This window comes from Thioclava sp. UBA3469 (assembly GCF_002378135.1).
Classification (GTDB): domain Bacteria; phylum Pseudomonadota; class Alphaproteobacteria; order Rhodobacterales; family Rhodobacteraceae; genus Thioclava; species Thioclava sediminum.
Map to the genome: position 1 here is coordinate 1 of NZ_DFRG01000039.1, position 21373 is coordinate 21373.

The following is a 21373-nucleotide window of genomic DNA, read 5'->3' on the forward strand; positions in this document are numbered from 1 at the left end:
CTGGCGGCGGGACTGATCCTGTCGTGAAACCGGCCACGATGAAGCAGGAAAATGGACTTGATCAGAAAAGATCAGGTCCATGAAAGCGGTTCGGGAATGTCGGCTTCCACTGTGCCAAGCTTCTGCATGCAGACGGGTATAAAATCGTCGCCATCTCAGATTCCCGCGGCGGCGTCTACGACCCAAGCGGTTTGGACCCGCTCGCCGTCATGCAACACAAGCATGAAACCGGCGGCGTGAAAGGCGCGAAGGGGCAAGGTAAGACAAAAGAGATTTCAAACGCCGAGTTGTTGGAGCTCGATTGCGACGTGTTGGTGCCTGCTGCATTGGAGCGGCAGATCACGCTCGAGAATTGCGACAAGATCAACGCCCGCATCATTCTGGAAATGGCGAACGGACCGGTTTCACCCGAGGCCGACAAGAAGCTGACGGAAGAAGGGCGGATCATCGTGCCCGATATCCTCGCGAATTCCGGCGGCGTGACAGTGTCCCATCTGGAATGGGTCCAGAACAGATCGGGTTTTTATTGGGACAGCTCGCGTGTCCGGGATCATCTGAAGACGACGATGGAAACCGAGACGCAATCGATCTGGACCTTGCACAACGAAATGGAGCTTTCGATGCGCGATGCGGCCTATATCCACGGCCTGCGTCGTATCGCGGAATCCGTGGAAGCCCGGGGCACACCCGCTTATTTTGAGGGGTCATAGCGGCCGATCCCGACCTCAATTGGCACATGGAAAAGCACGATCTCGGGCTTAGCGACAATCCTCGTTGGCCCGTATCCTCGCAAGGATAAGCTTTCAAAGAAGCGGTGCTCGAAAATATGCATTCACAGCGTGAAGCGCCATTTATCGACCCCCAAGGTTCCGCGGACGAATAGAGCAATCTCCCGCTCTGGGGCGCTGCGCGCGCTTTTGGGATGCAGCGTGCGCAGCGCGAAGAGGTTCTGGCTTCTTCAGTCTGGCGCTTCGACCAGGATCTTCACTTGGGATTTCTCCGCGACAAGGGCCTCGAAGCCTTGCTCCACGATCTGATCGATCTTGATCCGCTTGGTCACCAGCTTGTCGGCGCTGAAATAGCCCTGCACCATCAACTCCATCACTGCCGGGTAGACATTGCGGTATGCGATGGTGCCCTGCAGTTGGCGCTCTTTCAGAACGGCCGTATTGGGTTGGAAGGCGGCGTCTCCCTCCCAGATCGACACGATCAGCGTCTGACCTTCGTGGCGGGTGCTGTCGATGCATTGCGGCAGAACGCGCGGCACGCCTGTCACCTCGAAAGCAACGTGAACACCGCCGGTGGCCGCACGAATTTTCGCGACGGGGTCTTCCGCCATCGGGTCTATGGCGCTGGTGGCGCCGAGTTCGAGCGCTTTCCCGCGGCGTTCAGCTGAGGGTTCTACGACATGGATCTGGGCCGCGCCCGCGACGCGCAGCGCCTCGACGACCAAGAGCCCGATCGGCCCCGCGCCGAAGACCGCAGCCGTGTCACCGGCCTTGATCTTCGACATGCGCACCGCATGCAGCGCGACGGCGGCGGGCTCGACCAACGCGCCCTGTTCCATCGACAGCGCGTCGGGCATCTTGTGAACCATCCGGGCAGGCACGACCGAAGTTGCAGCGAAACCGCCATGTCCTCCGGAGAGCCCGACAAAACCGAGGCTGTCACAGAGGTTGTATTTTCCCTCAAGGCAGGCGGGGCAGGTGCCGCAGGCGAAGATCGGCTCGATCGCGACACGGTCGCCGATGCTCAGTCCCGTGACGCCTTCTCCCAACTCCGCCACGGTCCCACAATATTCGTGGCCCATGGTGATCGGCGCCTTGTCGTGGCTGAGCGGATGATCCTGCTCGACCGGGACGAAGATCGGTCCCGCCAGATATTCGTGCAGATCGGACCCGCAGATCCCGGTCCATGCGACCTTGATCGCGACCTCTCCGGGGCCGGGGGTAGGGGTGTCGATTTCTTCGACGCGAATGTCGTTCACGCCGTGCCAACGTGCGGCTTTCATGGAATGTCTCCGTTCAATGGGGGAAGTTCGCCCGGCCCGTGTGGGGCCGGGAGAGGGATGGGATCAGGAGAGGTGGTGGACTTCCTGGAGCCCGTAGACCGGGGTCTCCAGCCCCTCCAGTCGCGCTTTCAGTTGCAGCGCGAGATAGAGCGAGTAATGCCGCGATTGGTGCAGGTTGCCGCCCATGAACCACAGATGCTCCTGTTGGGTCGGCTTCCACATATTGCGCTGCTCGCCTTCCCACGGGCCGGGGTCTTTCGTGGTGTCCGAGCCAAGCCCCCAGACCTTGCCAACCTTGTCGGCGACCTCTTGGCTGATCAGATCGGCGGCCCAACCGTTCATCGAGCCGTAGCCTGTTGCGAAGACCACCAGATCGGCGGGCAAGCGCGTGCCATCGGCGAGCACCACAGCGTCTTCCTCGAAATGGTCGACCTGACCCTTGGCCAGCTTCACCTCGCGATCGATGATAAGCTGGCTCGCGCCCACGTCGATGTAATAGCCCGAGCCGCGGCGCAGGTATTTCATGAACAGCCCAGAGCCGTCATCGCCCCAGTCCAGATCGAAGCCAGCCTGTTCCAGCCCCGCGTAGAACTCCGCATCGCGCTCGCGCATCTGGTCATAAAGCGGGATCTGGAACTCGTGCATGATCTTGTAGGGCAGGGAGGCGAAGATCATGTCTGCCTTCTCGGTTGTGACACCGTTGGCAAGCGCCTCTTCCGAGTAGAGCGCGCCGAGCCCGATCTCCATCAGCGAGTCCGAGCGCACGATATGGGTGGAGGATCGCTGCACCATGGTGACATCCGCATCGCCTTCCCAGAGCGCCGCGCAAATGTCGTGCGCGGAGTTGTTCGAACCGATCACGACCACTTTCTTGCCAGTCCACGGATCGGGGCCCTCATGCTGCGACGAGTGCTGGATCGTGCCCTTGAAGTCTTCCATGCCCGGGAAACGCGGCATATTCGGCTTGCCAGACATTCCGGTCGCGAGCACAAGCTGCGTCGGCTCGAGTGTCACCGTCTCGCCGTCACGATTGACCTCGACCGTCCATTTTCCGGTGGCGTCGTCGTAGCTGGCGCCGGTCACTTCGGACCGCGTCCAGTAATTGATCTCCATCACCTTGGTATACATCTCGAGCCAATCGCCGACTTTGTCCTTGGGCGTGAAGACCGGCCAATTGTCGGGGAACTTGATGTAGGGCAGATGGTCATACCAGATCGGGTCATGCAGGCAGAGCGACTTGTAACGGCTCCGCCACTGGTCGCCGGGCCGGTCATGCTTATCCAGAACGATCGCAGGCACACCAAGCTGGCGCAGCCGCGCTCCCAGCGCGATGCCCCCTTGGCCGCCGCCGACGATCAGCACATAGGGCTGCGTGCCATAGCCCAGATCCGCCTCTTCCGCCTCGCGGTGCTCCTTCCACGAGGTCCGGTTCTTGCGCGCGCCATGTTCAGCGCCCATCGGACGGCGCGTGCCGCGGTTTTCCTCGAAACCCTTGAGCTCCTGAAGCGCGGTCAGCAGCGTCCAGATGCGGCCATCTCGGATCCGCATCAGGCCCCAGCCGCGGCCCGACTTCGTCTCGAAAGTGACCCAGGCGGTGATCACGCCGCCCTCCTCGGCAGGGATCTCGCCCGACTGGATCTCGAACTTGCCGGGGCGGGTGTGCTCGAGCTGGTTTCTCAGCATGTCGGCGACGCCGTCCGGCCCTTCCACGGTTTTCAGGTTCCAGCTGACCGCAACGAGGTCGCGCCAGTAGCTGTCGGTCGCAAACAGCGCGGCCGCGCGGTCGATATCGCCGCTCTCCAGCGCGGCGTTCAGGCTGTCCAGCATGTCCTGGGTCTGTGTGTTAATGGTGGTATCAAGCATCGCGTCTCCTCCTCTGCGCGTGTCTCTAGGAGGAGTATCGGCGCGTGATCGCTGAGCGATCCATGGTCGCGACGCGTGCAAAGGGAGGAAAAGCGACTGCTGCGGCGCGGCATGTTGCGTGCGCAACAAGGGCGCAACATATCACTCGGGCGGACGCAACCCGGCCTTGCGAATCCGGCGCAGGATAGTCGAGCGGTTGACCCCGAGCCGCCGGGCGGCGCGCGCCATGTTCCACTCGCAGGCGTCCAGAATCTCCTCGAGCATGTCCCAAGGGTCGCTCGGTGCGGGCAGAGCCTTCTCGATTTGCGGGGTTACTTCGACGGGGTTAGGCAGATCGAGGAGGTCGATCACCGAGCCGACACAGAGCGCCGCCGCCACGTCGAGAACCTGTTCGAGCTCGCGGATATTGCCGGGCCAGCTACGTCCCAGCAATTCGGCCCGTGCCGAGGGCGACAGCCGGACCGCGTCGCCCGCGTGGCGGCGCAGATGACGCGACATCAGCCAATCGAGATCACGCCGCATCCGCAGGGGCGGGACGCTGAGCGCGCACCCCGCGAGCCGATGGAAAAGCGGACGCGGCAGCGCGATCTGGCTGGGCTCAAAGCAACTCGTCGCCAGCGTGCGCAATTCGGGGCGCCGGTCGAGTAGCCCGCCGAGCGCGATCGCCGTCTCCGGAGCGATCTCTTCGATCCGGCGCAGCAGGAGTGTCGTCGGCCCGATCGCCTCGGCGCAGTTTTGCATCAGCGTCTGCGGGTCGAGCCCCGCGCATTCGAGGCTGATGAACCCTTGCGCCTTGCTGCTCATGTGGATCGCACGGGCGAGTTTCGTCTTTCCGGTGCCGGTCTCACCACAGATCAACAGGGGCACATTGCCCGGGGCCAGCCGCTCAGCCTGTCCGATCAAACGGTTCATCTCCGGATCGCCCCCGGTCAGCCCCGCGAGCGGCCCGCCACGACGCATTCCCTGATGAGGGTGACGTGGCGCTTTGGGTGCGATCGCATGGCCAAACAACGCCCCGCCATCGCGCATCTCGATCACCCGCTCCTCGGTCGGGCGGTCACGCATCAGGTCGGGCAGGTCATCGACGTCGATGCTGAGCACCTCATCGATCCCGCGCCCGAGGATCGGGGCGCCTTCGGGAAACAATCGCCGCGCGGCGCGGGTATAGCCCAGCACGCGACCGGAGCCATCGAGCCGCACCGCCGCTTCGGGATCGACATCGAGGAATTCCGGGCTGGAGGACAGGCGCAGCACCCAGTCGCGCGGGCTCTCGGCCATCAGGTTGGCCATCTCGACCCGTCGTGCCGCTGACGTCACGAGATTCATCGCGAGGTTCTGGCTACTCTTGGGCGTGGGCGAGCGCAAAAGCGAAATGTCGAGCACCGCTGCCAGTTGTCCGAGACTGTCGAAGATCGGCGCGGCGGTGCAGGACAAAACAGTATGGGCGTTTCCGAAATGGTCGTCCTGATGCACGGTCACAGGCTCTTGCGTCACGATGCAAGCCCCGACACCACAGGTTCCGGCCAGGTCCTCGGACCAGTTCGATCCTAGATAGAGCCCCGCGCTGCGCAAATCTTCTGTAAAGAGATCGTCGCCGAAGAAATCGACACAGACCCCTTTGGCATCGGTGAGCAGCAAGACGTAATTTTGTCCTGCCACCTGCCGGAAAAGCGATTGCAACCCGGAACGCGCCGCCGCGATCATCCATTCCGCCTGCTTGCGGTGATCGCGCAGCTCTGCCTCGGTCACGATATAGGCTGGGTCGGAGCGCGTCGGATCCATGCCGTAAAGCTCGACACAACGCCGCCACGAGGCCGAAACGAAACTGTCTCGCCCGGTCTGGCTGCCGTCCAGCACCCGTCCGATCTCCTCGACATGCCCTGCATCTCTCATGGCGCGTCGCCTCCCAGGAGGGACGATAGCACAGACTGCGCTTCAGACCGGAATAGAAATTGGTCGTAGAGGATGGCATCGCCGATGCGGAGCTTTTTACCTCTATCTCAAACAAGGTCGCGCCGGGCTGCAATCGTTTTGCGATTGCCTTTGAAAATTTGAATGCAAGAGAAGTGAGAGCTGCGGTGCCATATCCCGACCGACCACGCGGGCCGTCCGGCTTGGTGGCCCTCTCGGTGATTTTGGCTCGGCCGATGTCGGTGGTGGCGGCTCCTGTGAGAACGTCGGCGAACACACCCGCGATTTGATCCGGCGCGACAAGGAGGGGGCGGAGCAGGAGGCAACTCGATCACGTTGTCCGCGGTGCAGCTGTTCCGACTTGAAAGGCCTTCAGACCGGCGCGTAGCTTGAACGCGAAGACCCAACCCCCGGAGGCCCCATGCGCTGGCTCTTTCGCGCTCTCGCTCTCGTCGTTCTGATCGCCCTGAGCCTCGGGGGGGCGCTCCTGCTGATCCCGTCGAAGAAGATCGCCCAGATCGCGGAGGCACGGTTCGAGGCCGCAACCGGACGCAAGATGACGCTGAGCGGGTCGGTCCATGCGACGATCTGGCCACAGCTTGGCGTGCGCACGGGGCCGGTCGAGATCGCGAATGCGGATTGGTCCAAGGACGGGCCGATGCTCTCGGCCAAGGGGCTCCAGATCGGTGTCGATCCAAGCGCGCTGATCGGCGGTGAGGTTCGCGTCTCCAAGGTCGACGTGCTCTCGCCGAACATCCTTCTCGAGCTGCGCAAGGACGGGACCGGGAACTGGGAGGTCACGCCACCGGACGCGGCCACCAGCACCCAGACCGCGCGCCCGGGCACGGGCGAGGGCGGCGGGATGACGGCTTTCAGTCTCGACAAGGCGGAGATCAGCGACGGTTCGGTGCGGTGGATCGATCATGCGAGTGGCCAGCGCATTGCGCTCACCGGCCTCGATGCGAGCCTCGCGCTTCCGTCCTTCGACGGCCCGGCGAGTCTGGACCTGACGGGGCAGGTCGAGGGCAAGGCGCTGAAGGTCAATGGCACGCTCGAAAGTTTCGCGTCCTTCCTTGCGGGCGATCCGGCCCCCACCGATCTTGCGCTGACCCTCGACGCGTCGTCGATCGGCTTCAAAGGCACGTTTGGGACGGCACCCTTGGCGGCAAAAGGGGCGCTCACCGCAAGCGTCAAGGATCCAACCGCGCTGGCTGCGATCTTCGGACAGACCGCGCGAGATCTGCCGAAGGGGCTGGGGCGTGACACGATTACCGCGAAGGGCGATGTGACACTGGGCGCGGATGGCGCGATGCAACTGCGCGGTGGCAAACTCACGCTCGACGGCAATGCGCTGAGCGTGGCGGGCGATCTGTCCTTCACGAAAGGCAAGCCGCGGATTGATGCCCAGATCGACGCGGGCGCGCTTGATCTCTCGGCACTGACCGGGGCGTCGGGCAAGGCTGGCGCAGGCGGGTCCTCCTCCGGCTCTGGCTCTGGCGCCAGTGGCTGGTCAACCACGCCCATCGACGCCTCGGGCCTGAGAGTGCTGGATGGAAAGATCGCCCTCGATGCGAGTTCCATCGATTTCGGCACTGCCAAGCTGGGCCCGGCCAAAGCGCAGATCACGATCGAAAACGGCCGCGCGGTGGCGGACCTGCGTCAGGTCTCGGCCTATGGCGGCAGCGTCACCGGGCAAGTGGTGGCCAATGCGCGCAGCGGGTTCTCGGCCTCCGCCGATCTGGTGGCCAAGGGCGTCTCGATGCAGCCGCTTCTGAGTGATCTCGCCGATTACACGCGGCTGGATGCGAAGGCGGATCTTGCGGTGAAGCTCCTGGCCTCGGGCAACAGCGAGGCCGCGCTGGCGCGCTCGCTTTCGGGTTCGGGCGATGTCGCCTTCGGCAAGGGGGCGCTGGAGGGGCTCGATCTTGTGGGGATGCTGCGCACGCTCGATCTGAACTACGTGGGGGAGGGGGCGAAGACGATTTTCGATCAGATCACCGCGAGCTTCACCATCGCCAAAGGGGTGCTGTCGAATGACGACCTTGCGCTGAAGGCACCGCTTCTGAGTGCTGCGGGCAAGGGGCGGGTCGACATCGGGGCGCAGAGCCTCGATTACACCGTCACGCCGACCGCGCTCAGCAAGGCCGATGGCACGGGTGGGGTGAAGGTGCCGCTCTCGATCACGGGGCCCTGGGCGAAGCCGAAATTCGGCCTCGATATGAAGGCGCTCTCGGGCGACAAGGTCGATGCCGCGAAGCAAGACCTGAAGGCGAAAGCGGAGGCCGAGATCGCCAAGAAGCTCGGGATCACGCCGCAGGAGGGCCAGAGCACCGAGGATGCCGCAAAGCAGAAGCTCAAGGAGGAGGCCGCGAAAGGTCTGCTGAAGCTCTTCAAGTAGGGGGCTTCTATGTTCGTGGCAGTGCTTCGTTCATGACAAGGGGTCTCGAGAGGTTCACCCCGCATGTCTGCTGGATGGGATCGTCTCATCCAGGCCGTCGATCGCTCGCAGTTTCGGCAGGGGGGCTGGAGCGATTTGCTTTGAGAAATGCGCAAAATGCCTCCACGCCCCCCTTATCGTCCGCTATCCGAGCCCCATTCCCGACAGGTTTGACCTGTCCGGATGTGGCGCGCTTGACGCATTCCCCTATCCCGGACTACCGTCTCACCATGAACACGAAAACCACCACGTTGGAGATTACCTGCTCGATATCGTGAGCTGCGCCCGTAACCGGGTGCCTATCGGTGTCGAGATTTCAATCAGGTCATTTTCAAGCGATGGTGGTCGCCATGACGCAGAAGCGCGTTCAAGTTCTCTATAAGAAACCCCTCTCAGCAAGCCTGGCCCGGTCGACGGTCACGAGCAAAACAAATACCGCTTTCGTAAAGCGGTGGGATCGCATGTTCCCGAGCGACGAGTCTCGAGATGATTGCGGTGACATTTTCTACGATCCGTCGAAAGAGTGGCGTGAGCGAAATAAGCGTGAAAATCAGCGGATTTATCGAGCTGTCGAGCGACTTGTCGATCAGAAATTCAGGAGCACCTTCGAGGTCGACAAGAATATCAGCGACACGTCCGTCAAACGGATGCATCACCTTTATACGCATGGCGCTAGACTTGCGGGGCCGGAAGCCGCGGGGTCCGTTTATGATCTCGCGGCGGTGTTGCATGCGCAGGCGCCTTGGCTCGCAGAGGTGTCGACCTCGATCATGAACCAGGGGCTCGCGCATATTGCGGCTGGAGGCGTCGGGTTGCGCTTCGACCCGATGATCCTCGTCGGATCGCCAGGATGCGGGAAGACCCATTTCGCACGGCTTGTTGCTGAATTTGCGCGCACGCCGCGCGCGATCATCGACGTGGGGGCCGGGGGTGCCGGGTTCCGGATCGCAGGCGTTGAACATGGCTGGTCCTCTGCCAGGTCAGGAGTCCCGGTCGAGTTGATCTCGGAAACCGCGGTTGCGAACCCGGTGATCGTTGTAGACGAGGTCTGCAAGGCGGGCGGCGCCATGCACTCTGCAGACAGGTCGGCAACGTCTCTGACAACATCGCTGCTACAGGTCCTTGAGCGGTCGAGCGCAGAGCACTTCGTCTGCCCGTTCTTGCGCACGCGCTTCGACCTTAGCCATGTGAACTGGATCCTGACCGCTAATTACGAGCACCAGATTCCCGCGCCGCTTCTCGACCGGTGTCAGGTGTTTCGTGTCGATGCGAGCAAGCCTGAGCACCTCGTGGCGTTCTTCAACCGTGCGGCCGGAGACGATGCCGAGCCGGGAGAGCTGGAACGCGTGGGCGCATTCATTGAGGAGATGTGCGATGTCGGACGCCCTCCGAGCCTGCGGCAGATCGGGCGTCTTGCGAAATCTCTGCGCGCAACCAGACGCGATATGTTGATGTGATTGCCGCCAATTTCATCAAGAAGCGAGGAGCGGAAAGAATGACGAAAGCTCTGATCGTGGCGGATCTTCACTTGGACATGTGGTCAGAAGCCGGTCGAGATGCGCTTGCGCATCTCGATTTCCGCAAAGTGGATCTGATGATTGTCGCCGGGGATCTCACGAACAAACCGAAAATCCGATGGCGGCAGGCGTTCGAGAGCATCGGGCAGCACATCGATCTCGAGCGCGTGTATGTCGTGCCTGGAAACCACGACTATTATTATCACTCGCTTGACGGTGATGACCGGCTCGAGCAGATCGCGCGCGACGCGGGGGCAAACTTCGCGCAGAAGCGAGAGATCATCCTGGGGAGCAAGCGATACCTTTGCTGCACGCTCTGGACGGACTTCCAGGAGGGGCCCGGAACTCTCGAGACACGTGATCATGATGCCCGGGCGAAGATGAACGATTACCGCTACATCCGCGTGGCGTCAGCCGGATACAGAAAGGCTCGGCCGGCTGATACGATCGCGAAACACCGCGAGCATCTCTCTTGGCTGCGCTCAAAGCTGGCAGAAGGCTTTGACGGAGAAACCGCGGTTGTCACACATCACGCTCCGATCATCGATGTGCTTCCGGCCGGCCAGAAGCTCAGCTGGTGCTACGCGAGCGACCTGAAGGATCTCATCCTAGAATATCAGCCAGCCGATTGGTTCTTCGGGCATACGCATCACCGAACTGAGCACCTTGTCGGGAAGACGCGGCTCGTAAACGTGTCCATCGGATATCCGTTGCAGAACATGGGTGGCACGGCAGATGGCGAGAAGCCTCGGGTCCGAATGTATCCGAGGGGGCTTCGAGTGTGAGTTTAGCTTTTTCGTGGGAAAGAATGGGGCTGGCGGTTTGATGCCTATGCCGTTGAAGCTGCGGTTGCGGCGGTAACGCTGGTCGCTGTGACTACGGAGCGCATGCGTCTAGACCAGCGAGCCGACCGTCCCGGCGCCTAGCTGTGCTGAAAGGCGCGGGCCCCTCCCTTTTGCTCGGGCCTACGCAATCGCCACCCAGAGAACATGAACGGCCATGTAGATCACGACCAAAGAACCGATCGTGTAGAAGGTCGCCCGGACTTCGTGGGTTTGGCGCGTGGCATAAGCCAAGAAATGCGCAAGCCGTGTGGCAACGAACCCATACATCAGAGCCTGCGCGAGCCAAAGTGCGGGGTCGACCATGACGAACAGGAAACCCGCGACCCAGAAGGCTGGAATGTTCTCCAGGTCGTTTCGATGCATGCGCCGAGACCGATCAACATAGTCGTTGATCTCAAGCTGCGCCGGGTCGGGCGCCTTATTGAGAAGGCCAGTTTGAACGTCCTCCGGGCTCGCAAGCCCGGAGTTGGTTTTCTGCATCCGGTAGACCGTCATCCAGCCCTGGCCCATCACTTTGAGTACCATCAGAGCGGCTGCAATCACGTAAGTCGCAAAGACCGGATTTTCCAAGCTCAGTAGGGCCATCTCATTCTCCATGGACCGCTCATTCGGGGCGCGTCACGCCGACGGAACAGCGCCTCTTCAAGCTGTCAGATCGTCGAGCTTGGCATCTGGTGCATTATTTTTCACCGATGTGATGCCATTCTCGCGGGCGGCTTCGCTGCTATAGGCTTCGCTGGTCCCGATAACCTGCCCGTTGGTGGCCTTGAGGTTGAACATCGGTTTGCCCGACGTCGTGGCCTTGCGCTCATAGCGCTCGTCCTGCGGCGCGTTCTTGCGCACGGATGCGATGCCCTGTTCGGCGCTTGCCTTTTGCTTATAACCCTCGCTGGCAAGGATGGTCTCACCGTTCCCGGCTTTCAGTCGAAAGCGGTATTCGCCCGCCTTGTCCTTATAGAGTTCGAATTTTCCAGCCACCTGTCTGTATCCTTTTGAAAACTGCTTACGCGATCAATTTGAAGCGAGCAGTCCTTCGTTGGCAATGCCTTTCGGATGCCCCCAATCGCCCACACGGCCAGATTGCAGGGCCATTCGTTCGGCGTTGAGCGCAATCAATGTCGCGATGCGCCATCGCTGTGATGCTGAAGCGTGAGCACCGAGGGGGTATGACATGGTCAAGAAAATTCTCATCGCAACCGACGGTTCGGACGCGTCAAATCGCGCGGTGGAGCTCGGAGCGGATATCGCCGCGCGCTTCAGGGTGCCGGTCGTGCTGCTCCATGTTCTGTTGCGCGATCACCTCTCGGAGGGGCTGCGGCACATGGCCGAAATGGAATACGAACCCGCGGAGGGTGGTCGGACCCTCTTCGAAGCGGTTTCGGCGCTGCCCCATGCCCGCTTCCCCCTCGCAGATCTCATACCGAGGAACGCCCAGACCGAGGACGAGTTGCTGCGCGCCGTGGCAAAGCGCATCCTCGATGTCGCGGAACGCACGCTGCATGATCATGGCGTGGAGGGCGTGGAAAGTCTGACCGCGGATGGCGATGCCGCCCGCCGGATCGTTGAAGCTGCCGAGGACACCGGCGCAGACATGATCGTGATGGGCGCCCGGGGGCTATCGGACCTCAAGGCGCTGATTGTTGGAAGCGTTTCTCAAAAGGTCCAGCACCTGTCTCCCGTGACCGTCGTGAGCGTCCGCTGATCTCGAGACATGGCCTGAGCGGAGGCGGCGGCCTCGATGGGCGTCCGAGCAGAGCTACGATCACGCGCAATCGTCAACTTCTGACTATGCGCTCTGGACCATGCCCATGGGCCGACATCAAAATCAGCCCATGGTTCTCGTTCTGCGAGGTCGCGAAAGCTCAGTGGACCTTCTGATTTTGTGCCGATCTGAACTTCGACGTCAGAAGGAGATATGCATCGAGGCTCTTACCTGTTGGCTATGTGCGGAGGCGAGGTCCGAGGTGAACTGATAGCCCAGCTCGAAGTCCATGTTCTGATCGACCGTGCCGCGCAGCGACAGCCCGAGGGTCATGGCATTCTGCGATTGCGTGTCCCCGGCGAAGGAGTAATCCATCGTTCCGAGATCGGCGTAACCGAGCGTTTGCGTGAAGCCACCGTTGAAAGCATGCCGGTATTCCAGCTGCGCGCCGGGTGTCAGGGTCCCCCAGTCGCGACGCATGTCATATTCGGCCGTGATCCCGATGACGCTCGAAGCTGTCGTGTTTTCGAGCTTTCCGTAGTCTAGCGCCCAAACCGACGAGCCGGTTTCCGAGTAGCTGTCGAGTGACAGTTTCACCACGTCGAGGCGGCCATAGCTCGACGTGCTCCATCGTCCCAATTGCCCGAGCTGCGATAGGCCGAGCGAGCCGAAGAGCATATGGCCGCCGCGCTCGCCCGAAAGCATCACGCCGCCGTCGGTCGAGTAACGGTGTTCCCGGAAGTCCAGCTTGCCATAACCGCCTGTCGCATCGAGGAAGAGATCGGGCTTCATCTGCCATGTGGCGTAGAGCGAGACGGTTTTCGCCCGCGAGCGCGACTTGCTTCCATCCGGCCCGAAGGTCGTCCGGTTATACCCGAACCCAAGCGCGGCCCCCGCGGCCATGTCGCTGCCGAAGACCCGGTCGACCCCGAGCGTGATCCCTTGCGTCGAGAGCTTGTTGGTATAGCCGCCATCGACCTGATCCCTGCCGAAATCGAGCGTGCCTGTCGCCCAAATGCGGTAGGGCAGATCAGAGCCGTTCTGAGCGGGCTGCAAAGCGCGGGAGACGAGATCGATGACCTGCTCCGGCTCCGAGGAGCTCTCCGAATTGGTGGCGGCCGGATCGAGCAGGTAGTTCGTGCTCGGCGTGGTCGCCCCTTGGGCTGCCGACGCCTCCGGCGCACCGCCTGTCCCCGCAAAGGCTTGGGATGTCGTTCCCCAACCGGTGCGGTTCCCGCCCGAGCGCAGCATGCCATGAAGCGTGTCGAGACGCCGATGGGTGTTGTCGATCTGGGTTTGCGCGAAGCGGTGCGATGTCGAAACCTGCGAGACGATCATGCTCCGCACGGTCGGATCGAGCTCAGGGGCAGGGCGGCCGTTGACGGCCAAGGACTGTGCCGCCGAGCTCGCGGGCGCATTGGCGGCATCCCCGGAGTAATCCGCGGTGATCGAATGCGAACCCGTCGAGAGCGTGCGCGTGGTATAGCTCGCCGTCGAGCCGGATAGCGCGACCGTCGCAATCGCGGTGCCACCGTCGCGGAAGATGATGTTGCCGGTGGGCGAGGCGCCGCTCGTCACACTCGCCGTCATCGTAACCGGAACGCCTTGCAGCGCGCTGCTCGACGAAAGGGTCAGCGATACTCCGGTCGCGGCTTTCGAGACGGTGAAGCCTGCGTAGCTTTGTTGATCGGTATTGCCCGCGCCATCCTTCACCTGCACCGTGAAATCATAGGACCCGGTCGTTGTCGGCGTTCCGCTCAGGACACCGCCACTGCTCAGGCTGATATTGGACGGAAGGGTGCCCGAGGCGATCGAGAACGTGTAAGGCGCGTTGCCGCTCGTGGCGGTGATCGTCTGATTGTAGGGCGTGCCGACCATTGCGCCGGGCAGGCTCGTGGTGGAGATCACCGGCGCGGCAGCCGTCACGTTGAACGCGTAGTTTTGCGTTCCGGTATAGGGTCCCGTGCCGGTCGAGCTGTCAGTGGCCGTGATGGAAAAGTTGAAGCTTCCATAGCCCGTCGGTGTTCCCGAAAGCACGCCGCCTGACGACAGGGTTATGCCAGTGGGCAAAGTGCCAGAGGCAGAATAGGAATAAGAGCCCGTGCCGCCACTCGCGGTGACCGTCTGGCTGTATGCCGTGTTCTGCGCCGCATCGGGCAAGGTCGTTGGCGCCACGGTGATCGTCGGTTGGTTCACCGTCAGCGTGTAGGTTTTCGTGGCGCTCGCTGGCGACCCTGTGCCGGTGCTGCTGTCGGTTGCCTTCGCTGTGAAGGAGAAAGTGCCGCCCGCAGTCGGTGTGCCCTTGAGGGTCCCGGAGGTCGTGAGGTTTACGCCTGCAGGTAGGGATCCCGATTGAACTGTAAACGTGTAGGGTGCGATGCCGCCACCGGCCTTGATCACCTGACTATAGGGGCTCCCCACAGTCGCATTGGTAAGAGAGGCTGGCGAGGTAATGCTTATTGTCGCTGAGGCGATCGTCAGCGTGAAGGACTTCGTCACCTTGAAGGGCCCGTTCCCGGTGCTGGAATCGGTGCCTGCGACAGTTAACTGGAAAGTGCCGCTGACCGTGGGTGTGCCGGAAATCGTGATGGATGTGCTGTCGAAGGCTGTGACGCTAAGACCAGCGGGGATGCCGAGGATCGAATAGCCGATATAGGGGGCCGTGCCACCCGAGAAGGTGAAGGTCTGGCTGTAGCTCTGTCCGACGGTTGCGCTGAACGACCCGCTGGCGGCGATGCTCAGGGTGGGATTGCTCACGGTGATCGAGGCGGTCGCCGCGTTCGAAGTTCCGGTGGAATTGGTGCCGGTATAGGAAAAGCTGTCCGCCCCGGCATAGCCGGCGGTGGGCGTGTAGGTGATCGAGGTCCCGCTGACGCTGGTCGTCCCGTGGGAGGGCTGCGAGGTCACCGCAACCGATGTCGGGGTGCCGCCGCCGGAAAAGTCGAGCGGGATGCTGTTGGCGCTGCTGCCATAGGCAACCGTCTGCGAGACCGCACCGGCCACCGGGGCTGCGGGCCCCGAGCCGGTGTAGGCCACGGTGATGATGCCGCCGCTATAGGTCGCCGATTCGAGCCCATCGACCGTGACGATCGGAATGATTTCCAAATTCGACGTGTCGCTCGACGTCGTCACATAGCGCGCCGTGCAGGTAACGGTCGCGTTCGTCTGGTTCGTGCCTGGCGGGCAAATGGTCTGAACCGAGCCGGCGGGGAACGCCTGAAAGGTGATCGACGCGGAATTGTAGGCCCTCGAGTCGGTGTTGAAGGTGACGCTCAGATCAATGGTCTGGCCTGCGCCGGAGAAGGTCGTCGGCGATGCGGTCGGCGTGCCCACGAAGGTGACGGCGGCGGCGGCCTGCCCGATGAAGATCAACGCCGTTGCGATCCCGAGGGCACGCAGCGCCGTGCGCATCTTTTGATCCAAGCGGCTGGCTGGATTGTCGCTCTGAGTGGAGTTGGCGATTGCCGTAGCGGCAGGTTCACGACATGCGACAAGACGCGCGAACAGGCGCGCAAGCTTGTTGAAAGCTTCCATTTGAAATTGTCCCCGTTTGGCCCCCACAGGCCTGAATTTATTGATTTTCGGCGCGTTGACGTAACGTGCGTCTCATCCCTGTTTTCAATCAGGTGGATAAGTTCGTGGCTGTCAAATCACTAACGTGACTATCACCGATACGTGAGCCGGGCATTTCTCGCCAAGGCGGTATCTTCCCGGTCGGATCGCAGGGTTTCGCTGCGGTTAGCCCGGATGGCCCGATATCCTCTTTCTCGGTGACAAAACTCGCTTCAGTCGCTGGCCTGTTTATGCTCGCGGAAGATCGTGAAAACGCCGCTCGCGATGATGATCGCCGCGCCCACGACCGTCATCGCATCGGGGCTCTCACGCCAGATGAGCCAGCCAAAGAGCGTCGCCCAGAGCAAACCGGTGTAGTCCAGAGGCGCCACGACGACCGCAGGCGCGAAACGGAAGGCCTGCGTGATCATCGTCATCCCGGCGGTGCCGAATATCGCGAGCCCCGCGAAAAGCCAGAGATCCTCGGACCGCACCGGCACCCAGACGAATGGCACGATCAGCGCACTCAGCAGCGCGCCTGCGCCCGTCAGGTAGACAAGCAAAGTCCACACGCTCTCGCGGCTGTCCACCCAACGGGCGCTGAGCATCAGCAGGGCATAGACAAGTGCCGTCGCGACTGGCAGCAGTGACACCAGCTGAAACGTCGCGCCGCCCGGGCGGATGATCACGAGAACCCCGAGAAACCCGACCAGCACGGCGAGCCAGCGCCGCCAACCGACCTCTTCCCCGAGGAAAGCGGCGGAAATCACGGTGATGAAGAAGGGGGCGACGAAGATGAGCGCGGTCGCCTCTGCCAGACCGAGATGGATGAAGCTGGTGAAGAACATCATTGCGGCCCCAACCCAGAGCGCACCGCGAAGCAAATGCGCAAGCGGCCGGTGCGACCGCAAGGCTTTGGGGCCACCGAAGAGCAGCGCGATCACGATGGTGGCCGGCAGGGCGATCACGTTGCGCAGGAATAGGATCTGCAGGGGGGAATAGCCGGCGGTCAGTGCTTTCGCGAAGGCGTCATTGGCGCTCAGACAGGCCACGCCCACGCACATCAGGAAGATGCCCTGCGTGTAAGGTCTCGGCGCGTTGGAAATCGCAGAGCTCATCGTCACCTCCCTGATTGGACCAGCCCCACAAGGAGGGTTCAAACGAGCCAGACCTACACTGTCGGAGGGAGCGCGGAAAGCGCGACATGGTTCTTTGGAGTTCGCCTGCGGGATTAGTCGCCCCTCCCTCAGAGCTTCAGCTTGTATCCGACATGGGTCGGTTCAAATCCCAGACGGTCATAGAAGCGGTGCGCGTCCGGACGGGCCTTGTCCGTGGTGAGCTGAACCAGCGAACACCCGCGCGCCCGGCATTCGTTGATCGCCCAGGCAAACATCGCCTCACCAAGCTTGCCGCCCCGGTGATCGCGCGCGATCCGCACCGCCTCGATCTGTCCGCGCCAGGCGCCCTGTCTGGCGAGGCCGGGCAGGAAGCTGAGCTGCAATGTTCCGACGACCGCTCCCTTGCGCTCGGCAACGACCAGCCGCTGGTTCGGGTCGTTTTCGATTGCGGAAAAGGCCGCGCGGTAGTCCTCTGGCAGGGGCGCGCGCAAATCCTCGCGCGTGGCCCCCAGCGGATCGTCGGCCAGCATTTCGACGATCTCGAACAGATCGGTCTCGCGGGCCGGGCGAATGGTCAGCGGTGTATCGATCATGGTCTTGTCCTCCCTAATGCGCGGCAGATCCGAGCGCGGCGGCTCCTGCCCGAACCTTGTCACACCTGTCCGGCGATCGTGACGGTCGCGCCGAGGTAGCCGATCGAGGCGGCCAGTGCGGCCACCCAGCGCAGATGGTTCCAGCGGGTCCAGTCGCGCGTGTAGCTGGCCCAATAGGCATGTGCGCCGGGGCTCTGGTGCTCCATGCGGTCAAGACGCTGATTCATCGGCACGTTCCTGCGGGCGGTGACCGCCACGACACCGACGATGTAGAACCCGGCGGCAGCGGCGAGCCAGAGCGCCACGTCAGTTCCCGCAAGGAATATCCCGACCACCGCGAGCAGGATCGAGACGAAGGCCAGCCCGAGCAGGAGCGTGGCGAATAGCGACCGATAGACCTCACGGTTTATCATCTGCATCACCTCGATCCCGGCTGCGGGCTCGGCCCGTCCAAGCGCGCGCATCACGAAATCGGAGAATGAGAGAAACACACCTGCGACGAGGCCCGTGGCAAGCGTTGCGGCGACGAGGCTGATTTCGAAGAGTTGTTGGATCATCGGGGTGTCTCCTTTTGGAGCGTTCGGTTGGAGATGGCGACGACGGCGCGGTGCAGGTGGCAGCGAGCGATGAAAATCAACCCTTTGGATGCCATGCGCTGTCCAACTCCCCGGTCATATCGATCACGCGCGGAAGCGCCGCGCCGGCACGGCAGGCTCAGCGCGCGGGCTGCGCCGCCGAGAGGCCGGGTGCCCGCTGCCAAAGGCGGCGGCGGAATGCGGCCAGGCAGAGCGCGGCGAGGATCAGTTCCACGATGAGGGCACCGATCACGTTGCCCGAGGGCATCCCGTCCGCGACCAGCCCGACCAGCCGTCCGACCGGAAAGGCGATGAAGACCGTCAGGGCCGCCGCGATCGCGATGGGCAGGGCTGCCTGCCGCCAGATGCCGAGCAGCATCAGAAGACCGAACCCCGCGAGCCCGGCGCCGGGCGCGCGCAGTTCGCTCAGCAGGTTGGCGTCGTCGCCCAACGTGATGCCGTAGCTGGCGTAGAAGGCGTGCGGCACGAACAGGATGGACGCGCCGATGGTGAACGCGGTGAGGCCGGAGAGGCCGAGCGCGATCTTCTCGAACAGGGTGGGGCTCATGTCATTTTCCTTTCGTGGGGCGGTATCAGGCAGCGCTTGTCCAGGCGCCGGTTCGGGCGGCGGCCCGGGCGAAATCCGCAAAGTCGCGGGGGCCACGGCCGAGCGCGCGCATCACGCCGTCCGCGGTCTGGGCGTTGCGCCCGTCCAGCGTTTCGCGCGCGATGGCCGTGAAGACGTCGGCGACGAAGTCGCCGCCAGCCTGCGCGACGGCCTCGTGGAACGCCTCGAAGCTGATCGGGATGTGCCGGATCTCGCGCCCGGTGGCCCGCGAAAGCTCGCCCGCCATGTCGGCAAATGTCATCAGCCGCGGTCCCGTCACCTCATAGAGTTCGCCCTTATGGCCGTCTTCGGTCAGCGCGGCGACGACGACCTCGGCAATGTCGTCGATGTCGATGATGGGCTCGACGACATCGCCGCCGGGCATCGGAAGGATACCGGCAAGGACCGGATCGCGAAGGTAGCCCTCGGAGAAGTTCTGGGCGAACCAGGCGGCCCGGACGATCGTGAAGTCGGTGCCGGACTTGCGCACCACCTCTTCGCCCAGCCGGGCGTGGTGTTCGCCGCGACCGGAGAGCAGCACGAGGTGTTCGACGCCAACGTCGCGGGCCGTCTCACAGAGGGACTCGAGCTTTTCCACCGCCCCAGGGAAAGCAAGGTCAGGAAAGTAGGTGACGTAGGCTGCGCGCGCCCCGCGCAGGGCTGGTGCCCAGGTTTCGGGGGCGTCCCAATCGAAGGGCGTTGCAGAGCTGCGCGAGCCGCGGCGCACGCGAAGGCCCCGCGCCTCGAGGCGGTTGGCGACGCGGCGGCCGGTCTTGCCGGTTGCGCCGATGACGAGAATCTCTCGGTCTTGCATGGGCTGTCTCCCTGGCTTCGGTTGCGATAACCTAGGGATAAGCGGGGGAGGCAGCGCGGTCTTGACCGGTGAGGCCAGCCTTTTGACCGCCGTCGCCAACGCGCCCGTCAGCGGTGGGTCATATCCTTGCGGTAGCTCGCCGGCGTCGTGCCGACCCAGCGCTTGAACGCGCGGGTAAAGGCGCTCTGCTCGGAGAACCCGGTGAGGAACGCGATTTCGGCCAGGGAATGGCTCTCGTCCCGCAAGAGCCCCTCGGCGAGGTCGCGGCGGGTTTCCTCGGTGAGGCTCTGAAAGTTCACCCCGTGCTCGGAGAGGCGCCGGTGAAAGGACCGCGCACTCAGCCCGAGACTGCGGGCGATTTCGGCCATTTTGGGTGCGCCCTCGCTGAGGGATTGGGCGACTGCGGTTTTCGCCTGCAATACTAGCGCGGGCTCCTGCGTGATCTCGGCCATTTCCGCGTCGAGATGCTTCGCTAGATATTTCGAAATACCCTCGTCCCCAAGAATATTGGGCCGGGCCAGCGTCTCGTTGTCATAGAGGATCGCGTCGAGATCGGCCCCGAAGCGCACCGGACAGCCGAACCAATCTTCGTGTGCGGTAATCGAGCGCGGGGCGGGATGCCGGACAAGCACTTCCACGGGCGCGAGGGGCACTGGGGAGACCTGCCTTGCGATGGACACGGCGCTCGCGAGGGTCGCCTCGTTCGATAGCCGCATCCCGAGGCGCCGATCGCCTTCACGGTGCAGGATGAAGAGCGTGCCCCCGGCCTCCGGTCGCAGCTCGTATTCGACGACGCTGGTCCAGAGGCGCGCATAGCGTTCGACCCGCGCGTAGGACGCTCCGAGCGTCGTTGCGGCCTTGAAGGCCAGTCCAAGCGCACCGTATTCATCAAGCCGCATCGAGGCGCCCGTGCGCAGCGGAAGATCCGTCACGTCGATCTGATCGGCAATTTTCTCGAGCATGTCGTAGTAACGCTCGGCGGAAACCATCCGCCCGGCGTTCCAGGGATCGTCAGGAGTAATCCCGACGCTGGCCAGCATCGCGGCAGCATCAACGCCACCGCCCGCTGCGGCAACGATTTTGCGTGCGAAGAGAGACGTCACATACCCCATGCCCCGTATCCTACGGTGCGCGTGGTGAGCCGCCAAGCTCACGTTGGCCCCGAGCGCGCGGCGGGCAGGGTGGCTCTTTCGCCGCCCCTTCCGACCAATGTGAGAGCGCACAGGGAAGATCCCGGCCCGAACCGGACCGTCGTTGCTGACGCTTATGTCGCGACGCGGCTTCGTCTAAGCCAACATTCCCGCCTCTGGCCTTGAAGCTCGAATTTTGGATCGAATTCACGCAGCGCAAGAAACCCCGCCTCAAGCGATATAGGCGTCTTATATCGCTACATCGAGCCGCAGCTGGTCGATATCCTTCTTGGGAGGATTTCCGAACAGCCGGGAGTATTCCCGGCTGAACTGCGAGGGGCTTTCATAGCCAACCTGGAAGGCCGCGCTGGCTGCATCGAGATGGTCGTTGAGCATCAATTGGCGCGCCTCGTTTAGACGGAGCCATTTCTGGTATTTGAGCGGGCTCATCGTGGTGAGCTCGCGGAAATGCTGGTGAAAGGTCGAACTGCTCATCTGTGCGCGGGCCGCGAGGTCGTCCACCCGGAGGGGCTCGGCATAGTTGAGCTTCATCCAGTTGAGCAGGGCGAGAATGCGTTGGTTCGGGCTACCGGCGGCGACGAAGGACCACAGACGGTCGCCCTGATCGCTGCGCAGGAGCCGGTAGTGGATTTCCTGCCGGATCAATGGCGCAAGAACGGGGAGGGGCTCGGGCTCGT

General features: G+C 62.9%; 17 protein-coding genes and 1 pseudogene. 5 read left to right on the forward strand and 13 right to left on the reverse strand.

Going from position 1 to position 21373, the window contains the following annotated elements; all coding sequences use genetic code 11:
* Window positions 1-101: 101 nt before the first annotated feature.
* Window positions 102-710: pseudogene (locus B3D39_RS02985) on the forward strand (Glu/Leu/Phe/Val family dehydrogenase); the annotation flags it as partial.
* A 248-nt stretch (window positions 711-958) separates the two neighbouring features.
* On the opposite strand, the gene B3D39_RS02990 reads toward B3D39_RS02985, so the two are convergent.
* The 3 genes from B3D39_RS02990 to B3D39_RS03000 form a co-directional block, all read right to left on the reverse strand.
* Window positions 959-2011, reverse strand: a complete 1053-nt coding sequence (locus B3D39_RS02990; protein ID WP_274963056.1) for a 2,3-butanediol dehydrogenase — start codon at window positions 2009-2011, stop codon at window positions 959-961.
* A 63-nt stretch (window positions 2012-2074) separates the two neighbouring features.
* Window positions 2075-3874 (reverse strand): NAD(P)/FAD-dependent oxidoreductase, encoded by a 1800-nt coding sequence (locus B3D39_RS02995; protein WP_274963055.1) that lies wholly within the window; start codon window positions 3872-3874, stop codon window positions 2075-2077.
* A 141-nt stretch (window positions 3875-4015) separates the two neighbouring features.
* Window positions 4016-5767 (reverse strand): sigma-54-dependent Fis family transcriptional regulator, encoded by a 1752-nt coding sequence (locus B3D39_RS03000; protein ID WP_083078610.1) that lies wholly within the window; start codon window positions 5765-5767, stop codon window positions 4016-4018.
* Between the two features lie 439 nt (window positions 5768-6206).
* On the opposite strand from B3D39_RS03000, the gene B3D39_RS03005 reads away from it, so the two are divergent.
* The 3 genes from B3D39_RS03005 (at window position 6207) to B3D39_RS03015 (ending at window position 10524) form a co-directional block, all read left to right on the forward strand.
* Complete coding sequence (locus tag B3D39_RS03005) at window positions 6207-8183, forward strand: AsmA family protein (RefSeq protein WP_274963054.1); 1977 nt, start codon at window positions 6207-6209, stop codon at window positions 8181-8183.
* Window positions 8184-8572: 389 nt separating this feature from the next.
* Window positions 8573-9679, forward strand: coding sequence for an AAA family ATPase (locus B3D39_RS03010; RefSeq protein WP_274963053.1), 1107 nt, complete (start codon window positions 8573-8575; stop codon window positions 9677-9679).
* A gap of 38 nt (window positions 9680-9717) precedes the next feature.
* Window positions 9718-10524, forward strand: a complete 807-nt coding sequence (locus tag B3D39_RS03015; protein ID WP_274963052.1) for a metallophosphoesterase — start codon at window positions 9718-9720, stop codon at window positions 10522-10524.
* Between the two features lie 180 nt (window positions 10525-10704).
* On the opposite strand, the gene B3D39_RS03020 is transcribed toward B3D39_RS03015, so the two are convergent.
* Window positions 10705-11169, reverse strand: a complete 465-nt coding sequence (locus B3D39_RS03020) for an MAPEG family protein (protein ID WP_274963051.1) — start codon at window positions 11167-11169, stop codon at window positions 10705-10707.
* A 57-nt stretch (window positions 11170-11226) separates the two neighbouring features.
* Complete coding sequence (locus B3D39_RS03025) at window positions 11227-11562, reverse strand: YegP family protein (RefSeq protein WP_078545629.1); 336 nt, start codon at window positions 11560-11562, stop codon at window positions 11227-11229.
* Window positions 11563-11755: 193 nt separating this feature from the next.
* Here B3D39_RS03025 and B3D39_RS03030 point away from each other — a divergent pair, with 193 nt between their 5' ends.
* On the forward strand, window positions 11756-12286 hold the full coding sequence (locus tag B3D39_RS03030) for a universal stress protein (RefSeq protein ID WP_274963050.1): 531 nt from the start codon (window positions 11756-11758) through the stop codon (window positions 12284-12286).
* A 201-nt stretch (window positions 12287-12487) separates the two neighbouring features.
* Here B3D39_RS03030 and B3D39_RS03035 read toward each other — a convergent pair whose 3' ends face one another.
* The 8 genes from B3D39_RS03035 to B3D39_RS03070 form a co-directional block, all read right to left on the reverse strand.
* The gene (locus B3D39_RS03035; RefSeq protein WP_274963049.1) at window positions 12488-15697 is read right to left on the reverse strand and encodes an autotransporter domain-containing protein; all 3210 of its coding nucleotides are present in this window, start codon (window positions 15695-15697) and stop codon (window positions 12488-12490) included.
* Between the two features lie 374 nt (window positions 15698-16071).
* A complete protein-coding gene (locus B3D39_RS03040; RefSeq protein ID WP_274963048.1) occupies window positions 16072-16956 on the reverse strand; it encodes a DMT family transporter in 885 nt (294 codons plus the stop codon).
* 128 nt (window positions 16957-17084) lie between these two features.
* Complete coding sequence (locus B3D39_RS03045; protein ID WP_274963047.1) at window positions 17085-17549, reverse strand: GNAT family N-acetyltransferase; 465 nt, start codon at window positions 17547-17549, stop codon at window positions 17085-17087.
* A gap of 59 nt (window positions 17550-17608) precedes the next feature.
* Window positions 17609-18106, reverse strand: coding sequence for a DUF1772 domain-containing protein (locus tag B3D39_RS03050; RefSeq protein WP_274963046.1), 498 nt, complete (start codon window positions 18104-18106; stop codon window positions 17609-17611).
* A 157-nt stretch (window positions 18107-18263) separates the two neighbouring features.
* Window positions 18264-18692 carry a DUF4345 domain-containing protein gene (locus tag B3D39_RS03055; RefSeq protein WP_274963045.1) on the reverse strand — a complete coding sequence of 143 codons (429 nt, stop codon included), beginning with the start codon at window positions 18690-18692 and terminating at the stop codon, window positions 18264-18266.
* A 25-nt stretch (window positions 18693-18717) separates the two neighbouring features.
* Window positions 18718-19545, reverse strand: coding sequence for an NAD(P)H-binding protein (locus B3D39_RS03060; RefSeq protein WP_274963044.1), 828 nt, complete (start codon window positions 19543-19545; stop codon window positions 18718-18720).
* Window positions 19546-19652: 107 nt separating this feature from the next.
* Window positions 19653-20657, reverse strand: a complete 1005-nt coding sequence (locus B3D39_RS03065) for an AraC family transcriptional regulator (protein WP_274963043.1) — start codon at window positions 20655-20657, stop codon at window positions 19653-19655.
* Between the two features lie 267 nt (window positions 20658-20924).
* On the reverse strand, window positions 20925-21373 hold a 449-nt coding region (locus B3D39_RS03070; protein WP_274963042.1), incomplete at its 5' end, for a helix-turn-helix domain-containing protein.

Bases quoted from the DNA above. Each gene is read 5' to 3' on its own strand.
- B3D39_RS03010 (WP_274963053.1), top strand. From the start codon at position 8,573: ATGACGCAGAAGCGCGTTCAAGTTCTCTATAAGAAACCCCTCTCAGCA.
- B3D39_RS03040 (WP_274963048.1), bottom strand. From the start codon at position 16,956: ATGAGCTCTGCGATTTCCAACGCGCCGAGACCTTACACGCAGGGCATC.
- B3D39_RS03000 (WP_083078610.1), bottom strand. From the start codon at position 5,767: ATGAGAGATGCAGGGCATGTCGAGGAGATCGGACGGGTGCTGGACGGC.
- B3D39_RS03005 (WP_274963054.1), top strand. From the start codon at position 6,207: ATGCGCTGGCTCTTTCGCGCTCTCGCTCTCGTCGTTCTGATCGCCCTG.
- B3D39_RS02995 (WP_274963055.1), bottom strand. From the start codon at position 3,874: ATGCTTGATACCACCATTAACACACAGACCCAGGACATGCTGGACAGC.
- B3D39_RS03065 (WP_274963043.1), bottom strand. From the start codon at position 20,657: ATGGGGTATGTGACGTCTCTCTTCGCACGCAAAATCGTTGCCGCAGCG.
- B3D39_RS03030 (WP_274963050.1), top strand. From the start codon at position 11,756: ATGGTCAAGAAAATTCTCATCGCAACCGACGGTTCGGACGCGTCAAAT.
- B3D39_RS03050 (WP_274963046.1), bottom strand. From the start codon at position 18,106: ATGATCCAACAACTCTTCGAAATCAGCCTCGTCGCCGCAACGCTTGCC.
- B3D39_RS03045 (WP_274963047.1), bottom strand. From the start codon at position 17,549: ATGATCGATACACCGCTGACCATTCGCCCGGCCCGCGAGACCGATCTG.
- B3D39_RS03035 (WP_274963049.1), bottom strand. From the start codon at position 15,697: ATGCGCACGGCGCTGCGTGCCCTCGGGATCGCAACGGCGTTGATCTTC.
- B3D39_RS03055 (WP_274963045.1), bottom strand. From the start codon at position 18,692: ATGAGCCCCACCCTGTTCGAGAAGATCGCGCTCGGCCTCTCCGGCCTC.
- B3D39_RS03060 (WP_274963044.1), bottom strand. From the start codon at position 19,545: ATGCAAGACCGAGAGATTCTCGTCATCGGCGCAACCGGCAAGACCGGC.
- B3D39_RS02990 (WP_274963056.1), bottom strand. From the start codon at position 2,011: ATGAAAGCCGCACGTTGGCACGGCGTGAACGACATTCGCGTCGAAGAA.
- B3D39_RS03015 (WP_274963052.1), top strand. From the start codon at position 9,718: ATGACGAAAGCTCTGATCGTGGCGGATCTTCACTTGGACATGTGGTCA.
- B3D39_RS03020 (WP_274963051.1), bottom strand. From the start codon at position 11,169: ATGGCCCTACTGAGCTTGGAAAATCCGGTCTTTGCGACTTACGTGATT.